Below are 13,255 nucleotides of genomic sequence, written 5' to 3' on the forward strand. Positions count from 1 at the left end.
CATGATCCTGCCCATTGATGATCTGAAAGAGTGGTTTTACATCCTGTCAATGGGGATGCCCCGCATCGTTGCCATGTTTACCGTTCTGCCCATGCTGCACAAGCGGAACCTTGGTGGGTCCATGATTCGCAACGGCATCTGCATGAGCCTGGTGCTGTTCATGCACCCCATGCTGTCTGAGGCCAAACCCGACGAAACACTGTCAATCTACGACACCGGAGGCATCGTTATCAAAGAAGTCTTTGTCGGTGCCATCATGGGTTTCGTACTGGCGATCCCATTCTGGGCAATGGAGGCTGCCGGTTTTTTTATTGATAACCAGCGGGGTGCTTCCATGGCCAGTACCCTCAACCCATTTTCCGGCGCAGAAACCTCCCCGATGGGTATCCTGTTCAGCCAGGCCTTTATTGCCATGATCATGACCAGTGGGCTGTTTCTATTGATACTGGAAAGCCTGATGCTCACCTATCAAGTCTGGCCGGTATTCAGCTACTTCCCAAACATCAATCAGGACGCGGTGACGTTTTTCCTTGGCCAGTTTGACCTGATTATCCAACTGTCCATGTGGCTCTCCGCGCCGGTCATTATCTGTATGTTTATCACCGAATTTGGCATTGCCCTGATCAGCCGGGCAGCTCCCCAGCTGAACGTGTTCATCCTGGCCATGCCCATTAAATCTGGTGTTGCCCTTGCCATTCTGGTGGTTTACATGGCAACCATTCTGGAATTATCCCAAAAACACATGATGGGAATCCCTGAAATGTTTGAATCATTGGGAGTGATCTGGAAATGAGTGCGGAAAAAACCGAACAGCCCACCCCCAAAAAACTCCGCGATGCACGACAAAAAGGCCAGGTCGCCAAAAGTAAAGAAGTATCCGGCACCTTTAACCTTATAGCGGTACTGGCAACGCTCTGGTACATGAGTGACACCTTTATTGACAAGATCAAGCAGATGGTGGTGTTTCCTACGTTGAGCTACAACGAACCCTTTGAAGTCTCTTTCAAAATCGTTACCCACGGTATTCTTAGTTTAACCATGGACCTGCTGATTCCCCTGGTCGCCGTCTCCATGTTTTCTGCAATTATCGGCAACGTCATGCAGTTTGGCCTGCTGTTTGCGCCTGAAGGTATTAAACCGGATATTGGAAAGATCAGCCCGGTTGGCGGGTTGAAAAAGATTTTCGCCATGAAAAACCTTATGGAGTTTTTCAAGTCGGTGATCAAAATCCTGTTTCTCTCATTTGTTGTGTATTACGTTATCTACAGCAGTGTGGGCGACATGGTTGACATGCCCTATTGCGGTACTTCATGCATATTACCGGTCGCTGCCCATCTGATAAAAAAGTTGCTGCTCTACGCAATGGTTGCTTTCGTGATTATTGCCGTTCTCGACTATATGTTTGAGCGCTACAACTTTATGAAACAGAACCGGATGAGCAAGGATGAGGTCAAACGGGAACATAAAGAGAGTGAAGGTAGCCCGGAAATCAAAGGTAAGCGGAAGGAAATTCACCAGGAAATACTGAACCAGGCGGAAAACACCGGTAAATCAGACGTTGTTATTAAAAACCCGACCCATCTGGCCATTGGTTTGCAGTACCGTCAGGGTAAGACGCCACTGCCCATTGTCACGGTTAAAGGTCGTGGTGGTCATGCACGGTTTATTATCAAAATTGCTGAAAAAGAAGGCATTCCTGTTCTTGAAAACGTGCCACTGGCTCATGCCCTGTTTCATTTAAACATTGCCGATTTTATTCCCGGCGAACTGATTGAGCCCGTTGCCGAAGTATTCCGTTGGGTACAGGAAATTAAAGAGCAGGAAAATAAGGGAGAGTCGCCTGGCGAAGAGTAATCAGCAACACCATTTGATAAAAAACATTTGATAAAAATTAGTGGTGCTGAATAGTACCAATCGAACTTTCTAACTCCCTCTTGCGGTGAAGATTTGAGCCTTAAACCTGCGTTGGCGATCGTCACCATAGCTTAGCTTTTTTCCTTCCCTGCCCTGGCAGCGTTCAGGGCTTGCAGGCAGTCGGTGTTATTTCTCTCGGTAGCGATGGACAGCGGGGTGGCACCATCCGTAGTCCGAGCGGCGTTGAGATCCGCCCCGGCAACGATCAGGGCTTGCAGGCAGTCGGTGTTATTGTTCTGGGCAGCGATGAACAGCGCGGTGGCACCATCCGTAGTCAGGGCAGCGTTGAGATCTGCCCCGGCAGCGATCAGGGCTTTCAGGCAGTCGATGTTATTGCTCTCGGCAGCGCTGAATAACGGTGTGCCGCCATCCGTAGTCACTGCAACATTGAGATCCGCCCCGGCAGCGATCAGAGCTTTCACGCAGTCGGTGTTATTGTTCTGGGCAGCGATGTGTAACGGGGTGGAGCCATCCGTAGTCATAGCAGCGTTGAGATCTGCCCCGGCAGCGATCAGGGCCTCCAGGCAGTCGATGTTATTGTTCTGGGCAGCGATGAACAGCAAATTAATTTGCTGACCCGTAACTGCAGATCTGAACGTTTTCCGGGCAATGCTGGGGTCAAGCCTCAAAAGCTCATTTAATTTCCCGCTATCACCAGTGCGACAGGCATGCAGGGGGAGGGCTTCGCAGAAGGGTGTGTCTTCATAAATACAGGCACCGGCCTCCCGTACCAGCGGCAACGCTGCTTGCCGACAATAGGCACAGATCATCCTTTTCCCGAATTCGGAACAGAACCATGTTGAAATACAGTCCAAATCAAACCTGTGCCCGCATTTGGTTTTGACGACAACGGGTGCCACATTACGGCCGTGGAAATCCTCTTTACAAATGGCACACTCGTCACCACTGAATGACCCGGAAGTATCCGTGGGTATAGGGGAAGGGGAAATGGCATTCATCACAAAACAGCCGTATCGGTAAATGGTTGAAACTGAGGGACCACATTTCGAGCATTGGAATCCATCGGGCCAGCACCATGAATACAACGCAGCCTCACTGTTCTTCACTGCCGTAATTGGTCATAAATTCCATAATGCCAAAACCTTTTTGGAACTGAGTGGTATTTATACACATCAGCATTGCCCCAAAAAAAAATGACAATTGCCGTTTAGATTAACAGCTGATTTATGACTCAGGTAAACTTTTCAATCAGCCCACTTCAGACTGCCAGTTATTCCAGGCTTCACCGGATTTGTTGATCATGTCATCATAATTTTTATCTTATTCCCTCCCGTGCCAACACTTTGATCAGCAGCTCAGCAACCTCCCACTGCCCGTTCTGGCCTGCCAACATCAGGGCATTGAAGCCATTGTCCATACTGGCATTGACCTCAGCGCCCCTGTCGATCAGCAGCTCGGCAACATCCCGATGCCCATTCTGGGATGCCAACATCAGGACAGAGATGCCATCTTCCATAACGGCATTGACGTCAGCGCCGTTATCAATCAACAGCCTGGCAACCTCCCGATGCCCGTTCTCGGATGCCGACATCAGGGCAGTGAGGCCACCATCCATAGCGACATTGACTTCGGCGTTGTTGTCGATCAGCAGCCCGGCAACCTCCAGATGCCCATTCTGAGATGCCGACATAAGGAAAGTAAAACCATCGTACATAGCGACATTGACATAAGCGCCCTTGTCGATCAGCAGCCTGGCAACCTCAGTATGTCCACCCTGGGACGCAAACATCAGGGCAGTGAAGTCATCGTCTTTACCGGCATTGACGTCGGCGCCCCTGCTGATCAGCAGCTCGGCGGCGCCCCACTGCCCCTTCAGGGCTGCCAACATCAAGGCATTGGTGCCATCATTCATACTGGCATTGACGTCAGCTCCCCTGACGATCAACAGCTCGGCGACCTCCCGCTGCCCGTTCTCGGATGCCAGCATCAGAGCGGTCACGCCATTGCCATTTACGGCATTGACCCCGGCGTCGCTATCGATCAGCAATTCGGCAACCTCCCGGTGCCCGTTCTCGGATGCCGACATCAAAGCAGTGGAGCCATCGTACATACTGGAATTGACATTTGCGCCGCTGTCGATCAGCAGCCCGGCGACCTCCCGGTGTCCGTTCCGGGATGCCATCATCAGAGCAGTCAAGCCATCGTCCATCCAGGCATTAACGTTTGCGCCGTTGTGGATCAGCAGCGCAGAAACCTCCCACTGCCCGTTCTGGGATGCCGGCATCAGGGCAGTGTAGCCATCGCCCATACTGGCATTGACCTCAGCACCGCTGTTGATCAGCAGCTTAGCGACCTCCCAATGCCCGTTCCGGGCTGCCAACATCACGGCATTGACGCCATCATCCATACTGGCTTTAACCTCAGCGCCCATGCTGATCAGCAGCCTGACGACCTCCCGATGCCCGTTCCTGGATGCCTGTATCAAGGCAGTCATGCCACCGTTCCTGACGGTATTGACCTTAGCACCGCGGTCGATCAGCAGCTCGGCGACCTCACGCTGCCCGTTCTGGGATGCGAACATCAGGACTGAGAAGCCATTGTCCAAAATGGCATTGACGTCTGCGCCGCTGTCGATCAGCAGCTCGACGACCTCCCGATCTCCCTTACCGGCTGCCGACATCAGGGCTGTCCAGCCATCGTTGGTAACGGAATTGACCTCAGCGCCTTTGTTGATCAGCAGCTCGACGACCTCCCGGTGCCCCTCACAGGCTGCAAACATCAGGGCTGTCAAGCTATCGTTCATAACGGCATCGACCTCAGCGCCGCGGTCGATCAGCAGCTTGACGACCTCCCGCTGCCCCTCACAGGCTGCCGACATCAGGGCTGTCCAGCCATCGTTCATAACGGCATTGACCTCAGCGCCGTTGTCGATCAGCAGCTCGGCAACCTCCCGCTGCCCCTCACAGGCTGCCGACATCAGGGCCGTGGAGCCTCCGTCCGGACTGGCATTGACTTCAGCGCCACTGTCGATCAGCAGGTTGGCGACCTCCCGGTGCCCGTGCTGGGATGCCGACATCAGGACAGTGATGCCTTCGTCCGTAACGGCATTGACCTCAGCGCCGCTGTCGATCAGCAGCCTGGCGACCTCACAGCGCCCGTTCTGGGATGCCAATATCAGGCCTGTTAAGCCGTCATCCATAGGGACATTGACATTAACCCCTTGTAGCAACCGGGAACGCACCAAAGACTGCACCCCACAAATACAGGCGTAAAAAAATATCGGATCAGGGAAGCGTTCGTCCGGGTAATATTCACCAGTATGCTCATTCACCAAAGGCATCGGATCTTCCTGACAAGTTGCGCACTTTCGTCTGCCGACCAGTTCTTTGGCAAAATCCCTGGAAATACGATCCAGGTCAAAACGATGCCCGCACCGGGTATTAACGAACACAGGTGCCACGTCACGACCATGAAAAGCCCCATGAAAAATGGAACCATGAGCCTCATCCAACGACTCGGAGGTCTCCATGGGAACGGGGTATGAATAACCGGAAGTGACATCCATAAAGCAAACACCCGCATAAGTTAATAAGTGACGGGGTTAGATAAGGAATAAGCACAAAAATTCAATGCAATAACAACTATTTGAAGGCGCTGGATTGGAACACAGGCTGGATTTATTCTGCCTGAGAGAAAGGACGATGCATTTAACGCTGCCAGAAAAGATTTTGAAATTTATCAGCAACAAAACGGAATTTTCAGACCAATTCGCTGCCACCGCACAACTGCATGGATGCAGGAGCCAGAGCAACGCAGGAGCAGTTGCCGCTCAGGGCAGTCTATTTGCGGTCAGCCTCCTGGCCCCGGCAGCACTCAGGGCTTGCAGGCAGGCGATATTATTGTTCTCGTCAGCGATGGACATTGGGGTGGCACCATCCGTAGTCCGGGCGGCGTTGAGATCCGCCCCCGCAGTGATCAGGGCTTGCAAACAGACGATGTTATTGTTCTCGGCAGCGATGAACAGCGGGGTGGCCCCATCATCCGTGCAGGCAACATTGGGATCCGCCCCGGCTGCGATCAGGGCTTGCAGGCAGGCAGTGTTATTGTTCTGGGCAGCAATGAACAATGGAGTGGAGCCATCCCTAGTCAGGACAGCGTTGAGATCCGCTCCGGTATCGATGAGGGTTTGCAGACAGTCGATATGATTGTTCTGGGCAGCGATGTAAAGCGGGGTGGCCCCATCATTCGTGCAGGCAACGTCGGGATTCGCCCCGGCAATGACCAGGGCTTGCAGGCAGGCGATGCTATTGTCCTGGGCAGCAATGAACAGCGGGGTGGCACCATCCGTATTTCGGGCCGCGTTAAGCTCCGCCCCGGCAGTGATCAGGGCTTGCAGGCACTCGATGTTATTGATCTGGGCAGCAATGAACAGTGGGGTGGTGCCCGAAGTCAGGGCAGCGTTAAGCTCCGCCCCGGCAGTGATCAGGGCTTGCAGGCAAGCGGTGTTATTATTCTGGGCAGCGATGAACAGCGGGGTGGCACCCGTAATCCGGGCAGTATTGAGCTCCGCCCCGGCAGTGATCAGGGCTTGCAGGCAGGCGATGTTATTGTTCTGGGCAGCGCTGAACAGCGGGGTGGCACCCGTAGTCCGGGCGGCGTTGAGCTCCGCCCCCGCAGTGATCAGGGTTTGCAGGCAGGCGGTGTTATTGTTCTGGGCAGCGATGAACAGCGCAGTGGCACCCGTATCCAGGGCGACGTTGAGCTTCGCCCCGGCAGTGATCAGGGCTTTGAGGCAGGCGGTGTTATTATTCTGGGCAGCGATGTACAGCGGGGTGGCACCATCCGTAGTCCGGGCGACGTTGAGCTCCGCCCCGGCATTAATCAGGGCTTGCAGGCAGTTAGTGCTATTGTTCTGGGCAGCAATAAACAGCGCAGTGGCACCCGTAGTCAGGGTGGCATTGAGGTCCACCCCGGCAGCGATCAGGGCTTGCAGGCAAGCGATGTTATTTTTCTGGGCAGCAATCAACAGCGGGGTAGCACCATCCATAGTCCGGGCGGCATTGAGCTCCGCCCCGGCAATGAGCAAGGCTTGCAGGCAGTCGATGTTATTGCTCTGGGCAGCGATGAACAGCGGGGTGGCACCCGTAGTCAGGGCGGCGTTGAGCTCCACCCCGGCAGCGATCAGGGCTTGCAGGCAGGCGATGTTATTTTTCTGGGCAGCAATTAACAGCGGGGTGGCACCATCCATAGTCCGGGCGGCGTTGAGCTGTGCCCCGGCAGTGATCAGGGCTTGCAGGCAGGCGATGTTATTTTTCTGGGCAGCGATGAACAGCGGGGTAGCGCCATCCCAAGTCCGGGCAGTGTTGAGCTCCGCCCCGGCAGTGATCAGGGCTCGCAGGCAGTCGGTGTTATTGTTCTGGGCAGCGATAAACAGCGAGGTGGCGCTATCCGAAGTCCGGGCAGCGTTGAGCTCTGCCCCGGCAGTGATCAGGGCTTGCAGGCAGTCGGTGTTATTGTACTGGGCAGCGATGAACATTGGGGTGGCGCCATCCGTAGTCAGGGCAGCGTTGAGATCCGCCCCGGCAGCGATCAGGGCTTGCAGGCAGTCGGTGTTATTGTTCTGGGCAGCGATGTATAACGGGGTGGCGCCATCCGTAGTCAGGGCAGCGTTGAAATCCGCCCCGGCAGCGATCAGGGCTTTCAGGCAGTCGGCGTTATTGTTCTGGGCAGCGACTAACAGCAAATCAATTTGCTGCCCTGTAACTGCAGATCTGAACGTTTTCCGGGCAATGCTGGGGTCCAGCCTCAAAAGCCCATTTAATTTCTCAGTATCACCAGTACGACAGGCCTGCAGTGGTAGGGCTTCGCAGAAGGGTGATTTTTCATAAATACAGGCACCAGCCTCCCGTACCAGCGGCAATACTGCTTGTCGACAAAGGCAACAGGTCCCTTGCCCGAATCCGGAATGGAGCCACCTCGAAATACAGTCCAGATCAAATCTGTGCCCGCATTTGGTTTTGACGACAACGGGTGTCACACTACGGCCATGGAAATCCTCTTTGCAAATGGAGCACTCGTCACCACTGAATGACCCGGAAGTATCGGTGGATACGTGGGAGGGGGAACAGGCAAGGGCATTCATCATAAAACAGCCGTCTTCGTAAATGGTTGAAACAGCCTGGAGAAAAAAGAATAAACAATAATTCCATATAAAAGGCTTCGCGCCAGTAAAGAAAATTGAAGAAGCCATTGATCCATGCCTTAAAATCGCTGGGATAGGCATTAACATTCTGGATATGGTACTCATCATCAATTACATATTGCCCTTTGGAGGTTATCAACTCCCTCAGATAAAACTTCAGTCGTCGTACAATAATCTCGATCCAGCTGTTCAAGATGGCTGCGCAGCTCATATTTAGAAGGGTGGAATTGGTATTACGACCAAGAATGAGAGGGCAGTGCAACCCGACCCGTTTTGCAGATGACAGTGTTATGGTGTTTAAAATATGACTATTGTCGTTTTTTTGAAGAAATGCTCCAAAAGCGTTTTTCAAAATATGAGTTAATGCTACATCCGGAGAAAACACAGTGCGTTGATTTCCGGCCTTGCAGCGGGAAAGAAAATTGGTACTGTGGAATGCCAACCACCTTTGATTTTCTTGGGTTTACCCACTTCCAGGAGGCTGTCCGAAATAGCGCCCGTCTAGGCGACCCCGTAGCAAGGATGGCAGAAAATTGAGGATAAAAATTCGGTTTTGTGAGTGTGAAAGGATTGATCGGCGATTAGCGTGCATTTCCACTATTTGCTGAAACAGCGCCTGTTGTCCCAAAGCTTGCGCTGTAAAAATCAGCAAGTACCTTTCGGGTTTCCTCCAGGGGAAATAATGTTTGCGGGTCCGATACAGTGATGGGTGACAGCAGCTGATGTGTTTCTTTATCGAAGTACTGTCCCCTCGAGAGACGCTCTGACCAATGATAATCACTTGGGCTGATGTGACCTGACATATCTGAGCCTGATAAATGCTTATGCTTATCGATATACTGCACAATATCACGGAGAAAACGCAGGGTGGTGACGGTATCCGGAATCACCTCTGACTCTGCCCAACGGCTAATACTCAGTTGCTGGTGCAGATCTGCTCCCCACATGCCAGAATTTGTCTTCAACTTGCTTTCCTGATTTGAAAAAGCATAACGGATCAACTGCTGAAAAATAGATTTATAGTTTTCCTCCCATCTTCTGGGATGGGTCACCAGCAGAAACGCTAAAACTGACAAATCGTCATATTTCAGTAAATGGATGCAACCTAACTGGACATCCAGCGGCTTTAAATAGTCGCGTTTGCCTTCGTAGGAGCTGTTTATCTGCTGCGTAAACGACACCATCAAATGACTGATCCTGTTCATGGTTTCAGTATTGCGATTATGTAATGCATCAAGCCAGATATCCCTCACCAGACGGAAAAAGACCGGATAATCCAGGTACACGTTTTGACTGATTACCGGAAAATCCGAAGGAAGACTTTTAATCAAGGCCTGCATCTTCCTGGAGCGCTTTCCGAAAAAGCTTTTAAATTCACTCTGAGACAAATGCTTATATTCTTCGGGATCAAAACATGCCGGAAGATCAGGGTGAACTCGCGGATGAAGACCCGGGTATTGATCATCACGACTGCTGCAAACCTTAATGGCAGACCTGAAATCACACAAAACATCAACATCTCTTCCAACTTTCAAAACTGGCCAACCATAGCGGATATAGGTTGCTGACTCCTTCAGTGACTCTGGCCACTGGCTGACAATCTCAGCCACTTTTTGCCGCTCTGGCCACCCAGCGGTGAAATGATCTTTAAATTCGCAGGCCACACGTTTTTTAAGTGACTTGGCGAAGTCCATAACCTGACTTGCCAGACGCCCCTTACCCGTAGTGCCGGGAGTTTTGTCGATCGCCTCTTCAAGGCTGTTCAGTATGGAGGTTATATCAACACATCTGTCGGCAAGCTCCTGAAGAATGCGATCTACCGTCAGTGGTTCAGTTGCCCTTTGCAGCAGTGTTTTTTCTGCGGCTGAGATATCCCGATCAGAATACCCCTGATTCTTCAGTTGCAGGCGCTCAGATAATGCAATGGTGGTGTGCCGTGTTTCAAAGGTTCCGGCTTCTGCAGAACAGGGGGCTTCCTGATCTGGCGGCAACGGTAATTGATCCGCAGCGGCAACAAAATGCGAAGTGGATGGTATTGGTGACTGGGTAGGGTAAGCCATAATTAAACACCTGACAGAGACACAAACATAATTTAATCGGATGATCGTATGAATTATCTTTTTTTGACTTTTAACTCAGAATTTAGTTCCCAATATTTAATAACCCATTAAAAACCAGACAATTAAACTTTTGGTTTATGCTCAGGACTGTCAGGAGTGAACGTTATCTTCGGAAGTTCAGGTGTTTTCAGGCCTATATCACGCTCCCTCAGTGAAAACTGTTTCACTGGCAAGCATTCTTTCTGGCGTCTATCCAAAACTTTATTAGTACTGAGACTACGCCCCAGCTTGACATGGGATTTAAGTTTAGTCACTACACTCATCACGCCCTTTGTCAGCGAGCTTTTATTTTTGTCTGCAAGAAAAATCTGGTCAAAAATACTTCTCACTGATGGCGATTCAGTTATCCACCATATCCGTGAAGTTTCCAGCACTTCAGCAAACTCTTTCTGTATGCATCTTTAACTTTATAACCACCACCTAACAACTTTTTACAGGTTTCCTCTCCCCCACGAAGATTATCTGTTGATCGGACCCGAACAAGAGAAGCTGCTGCTGGTTTCGTATTCTGCACATGATCACCAGGCAGTCCCAGATAATCTATCATTCCTGCTGTAACACCAATTTCCAAAATATTTCGACTTCCGAATAACCAATCAATTGAGGCGATATAGATTTAAAAAACATTAAAAAGTTCAAAAAAAAAGGAATGAAAAGTTATTATTCAAGTAGTCTAATAACTTCGGAAAACCCCAACCGACAAGGATTAGACCGCTCCGGTAACCTCCTGACTGTTAACCCTTGCCTTATCACTGCCTCAGGCACCAATGAATTCAAAAAAATCCCGGAGATTAGCGGGCAAGTTGCCTGATGGTCGGTACAACATCTCAGGTTGATCATTAAACAGCGAAATATATGCCATGATTTGCAGAACAGGTAACTCAAAAACCAACTGATTCAGCTCTGCAACCGATTCTGGTCTGCGTATGGGACCGGCATGACTCTCACAGTATTTTTCCCAAAAGTAATAGACAGCAAGCCGGGAAATCCGGTTATCTTCAAACACGTCACCGAATGCTTGGTGATCATCCCATAGATTGGCACCGTAACTGAGTAGCAATACAAGCCGGGATAATTTGTCGGTCTCCCGTAAACTATAATCACCATTGAACTTGAATCTGCAACTGAAACGGACGTGGAATAAATTAGGGTCTGCCCCATGTTTCAGTAACAGTAAAACTGTTTCCAGAGAACCGAAATTCAGGGCATAAAATAGCGGTGGCTCATCACCGTTATCGCTATCGCTATGGTTAAGGTTACACCCCTGATCAATCAGTTCTTCAATTTTGTCATTCGCCCCTTTGGCAATCCACCTATAGATAGCGTCTCTCTCCCCGAATGGCTCCTCAGGATATCGATACCACCACAGTATCGAACCTGTGTCGTTTGTATCTCCCTGAGCATAACGCCTTACCGATTCTGAATGTTCCAAGCATTCGACCTTCCGTTCTCCCAGAGAGCTACCGCCAAACCGGCTGTGCTGATCAGGACTCAACTGAGAATACCCTGTGGCTTCGGTTGACAATACCTCAGGGGATCCAGATAGCGTCTGAGCGAAACCTGAATGGTCGATAAAATGGCTATTAATCATACTTGCATACTCTAATTGGGCGGCGATTGGGTAGCAGCGTTTGTTTTGTGCGACGAATATTGACAACGTTGGCAACGGAAAAGTTCTTGAGAATATTTCCGGTGCTTTGACAGCCTGCCGGATGAAAAGCGAGGGGTTGCGTTGCAACAGAAAGAAATAGCCTTAAGAAAACGATTGATTGGTCTGGATCAGACCGGTAACGATGTACACTTTCACTGCCATCGACCCGCAACCTGTAGCAACCCCAACCACAGAACTGGAGGGCCGGTGGAGAGGGTTGGGCGTGATCAGATCCGGGGTTAGTGCGTTTGTTCGGTCGCTGAATCCCTACTTTGACCCGCCCAATTCCCGGCCGCCAGTGCCCGGTGCTGCAGGCAGTGATCCTCAGGGCATTGATAGCCTGGGTAATTTCCTGCAGGCCACCGCACTGGCAGGACGGGCGATATCAGCCTGTGGCGGCCTGCCCCCGGGAATCAGTGGTGTGCTGGGCCATCTTCCCAGCCTTTCCACTGCTGGCCAGTTCGCCTGGGATCAGTTTAATGCATTCACTGCCCGTGCCGGTTTGTTACCCGAGCCTGGGTCGCACCGGGAAAATACGCAGGACGGCCCCCCGGAAAACGCCAAAAACCAAGACAAGGACAAAACCAGAAAAGCCCCACAAAACAACGGGAAGATTTGCAGATGCCGCTATTGGGGTGGGATATCAGTATAAAGGAACTGTTACCAACACGACGGTAGTGGACTGTCATGTTGGCACAGAAGGACCTGCTGCAGATGCCGGTATTAGCGCAGGACGTATCCTTGGAAAGGCAAGTGTCACCAACACCAGGGCGTTTAACAGCACCGTTGACAGTAAAGGTAAAAGTGCCACTGCGAATATCACGGCAGGGGATAACCCAATTATTTGTAATGTCCGTATTAATGGTGAACCACAACCAGACAGCGTCCAGGGATGTGGTCATTGGGAAAATGATTTCTGTGAAAAAATTGACCGCCTGGTAACACCGGATTGCCGACCCGTTAATTATGATGATGTTTATACATTACACGGTGCCAATGCCCTTCTACCGCCCGCAATTAGAGCCGGGGGCCAAAGGTACCACTATGACCTTTTCCGGCCCGTCTTCTGTCACACTGACAACGACCCCATCAAATGAAAGTAAAGTACCAATGATGGCCTTTTCCGGCTCGGATCCTGTCACATTTGCCACACCATCACCGTAAGTGGAATCTGTATTTAATCCCGTCATAGCCTATATCGCCCTGGGCATCTCTCTGGGCTTGGTATTTTTTGTGCTGGCCGGGACCGGGTTATGCGCCTACCGCTATTACCAAAGATCATTGACTCAGGCTGGCCGTAACCGTGAGGAACCACGAAGGACACGAAGAGCACGAAGGAAAAGAAAATCTCTTCTTTGCCGTGAAAATAAATTGGAAGTCGCTGTTTACAAGGGCTCCAAGGAGAGA

General features: G+C 51.1%; 11 protein-coding genes. 5 read left to right on the plus strand and 6 right to left on the minus strand.

Annotated features, from left to right (window positions below; all coding sequences use genetic code 11):
- Position 1: 1 nt before the first annotated feature.
- A complete protein-coding gene (gene sctT, locus KDK15_RS15590) occupies positions 2–793 on the plus strand; it encodes a type III secretion system export apparatus subunit SctT (protein ID WP_257296307.1) in 792 nt (263 codons plus the stop codon).
- Positions 790–1,854 carry a type III secretion system export apparatus subunit SctU gene (gene sctU, locus KDK15_RS15595; protein ID WP_257296308.1) on the plus strand — a complete coding sequence of 355 codons (1,065 nt, stop codon included), beginning with the start codon at positions 790–792 and terminating at the stop codon, positions 1,852–1,854. The genes sctT and sctU overlap by 4 nt, the downstream gene beginning before the upstream one ends.
- Before the next feature lie 131 nt (positions 1,855–1,985).
- On the opposite strand, the gene KDK15_RS15600 is transcribed toward sctU, so the two are convergent.
- The 6 genes from KDK15_RS15600 to KDK15_RS15625 all read right to left on the minus strand — a co-directional run bounded on the left by KDK15_RS15600 (position 1,986) and on the right by KDK15_RS15625 (position 11,788).
- Positions 1,986–2,873: an ankyrin repeat domain-containing protein gene (locus KDK15_RS15600; RefSeq protein WP_257296309.1), complete on the minus strand. Its 888-nt coding sequence runs from the start codon at positions 2,871–2,873 to the stop codon at positions 1,986–1,988.
- Between the two features lie 317 nt (positions 2,874–3,190).
- On the minus strand, positions 3,191–5,440 hold the full coding sequence (locus KDK15_RS15605) for an ankyrin repeat domain-containing protein (protein WP_257296310.1): 2,250 nt from the start codon (positions 5,438–5,440) through the stop codon (positions 3,191–3,193).
- Between the two features lie 264 nt (positions 5,441–5,704).
- The gene (locus tag KDK15_RS15610; RefSeq protein ID WP_257296311.1) at positions 5,705–8,020 is read right to left on the minus strand and encodes an ankyrin repeat domain-containing protein; all 2,316 of its coding nucleotides are present in this window, start codon (positions 8,018–8,020) and stop codon (positions 5,705–5,707) included.
- The gene (locus KDK15_RS15615) at positions 7,953–8,270 is read right to left on the minus strand and encodes a hypothetical protein (RefSeq protein ID WP_257296312.1); all 318 of its coding nucleotides are present in this window, start codon (positions 8,268–8,270) and stop codon (positions 7,953–7,955) included. Before KDK15_RS15615 ends, KDK15_RS15610 begins: the two co-directional genes overlap by 68 nt.
- Positions 8,271–8,658: 388 nt before the next feature.
- Positions 8,659–10,137 carry a hypothetical protein gene (locus tag KDK15_RS15620; RefSeq protein WP_257296313.1) on the minus strand — a complete coding sequence of 493 codons (1,479 nt, stop codon included), beginning with the start codon at positions 10,135–10,137 and terminating at the stop codon, positions 8,659–8,661.
- Between the two features lie 817 nt (positions 10,138–10,954).
- Entirely contained in the window at positions 10,955–11,788 is an 834-nt protein-coding gene (locus tag KDK15_RS15625) for an ankyrin repeat domain-containing protein (RefSeq protein WP_257296314.1), read from the minus strand.
- Positions 11,789–11,990: 202 nt separating this feature from the next.
- On the opposite strand from KDK15_RS15625, the gene KDK15_RS15630 reads away from it, so the two are divergent.
- The 3 genes from KDK15_RS15630 to KDK15_RS15640 form a co-directional block, all read left to right on the plus strand.
- Positions 11,991–12,500, plus strand: coding sequence for a hypothetical protein (locus KDK15_RS15630; protein ID WP_257296315.1), 510 nt, complete (start codon positions 11,991–11,993; stop codon positions 12,498–12,500).
- Complete coding sequence (locus KDK15_RS15635) at positions 12,484–12,945, plus strand: hypothetical protein (RefSeq protein ID WP_257296316.1); 462 nt, start codon at positions 12,484–12,486, stop codon at positions 12,943–12,945. The genes KDK15_RS15630 and KDK15_RS15635 overlap by 17 nt, the downstream gene beginning before the upstream one ends.
- 67 nt (positions 12,946–13,012) lie before the next feature.
- A partial coding sequence (locus tag KDK15_RS15640; RefSeq protein ID WP_257296317.1) for a hypothetical protein occupies positions 13,013–13,255 on the plus strand: 243 nt, incomplete at its 3' end.

Origin of the sequence: Endozoicomonas sp. YOMI1 (genome assembly GCF_024606345.1) — a bacterium.
Taxonomy (GTDB): Bacteria; Pseudomonadota; Gammaproteobacteria; order Pseudomonadales; family Endozoicomonadaceae; genus Endozoicomonas.

Bases quoted from the DNA above. Each gene is read 5' to 3' on its own strand.
- KDK15_RS15605 (WP_257296310.1), bottom strand. From the start codon at position 5,440: ATGGATGTCACTTCCGGTTATTCATACCCCGTTCCCATGGAGACCTCC.
- sctU (WP_257296308.1), top strand. From the start codon at position 790: ATGAGTGCGGAAAAAACCGAACAGCCCACCCCCAAAAAACTCCGCGAT.
- KDK15_RS15620 (WP_257296313.1), bottom strand. From the start codon at position 10,137: ATGGCTTACCCTACCCAGTCACCAATACCATCCACTTCGCATTTTGTT.
- KDK15_RS15600 (WP_257296309.1), bottom strand. From the start codon at position 2,873: ATGAATGCCATTTCCCCTTCCCCTATACCCACGGATACTTCCGGGTCA.
- KDK15_RS15625 (WP_257296314.1), bottom strand. From the start codon at position 11,788: ATGATTAATAGCCATTTTATCGACCATTCAGGTTTCGCTCAGACGCTA.
- KDK15_RS15610 (WP_257296311.1), bottom strand. From the start codon at position 8,020: ATGATGAATGCCCTTGCCTGTTCCCCCTCCCACGTATCCACCGATACT.
- KDK15_RS15630 (WP_257296315.1), top strand. From the start codon at position 11,991: ATGTACACTTTCACTGCCATCGACCCGCAACCTGTAGCAACCCCAACC.
- sctT (WP_257296307.1), top strand. From the start codon at position 2: ATGATCCTGCCCATTGATGATCTGAAAGAGTGGTTTTACATCCTGTCA.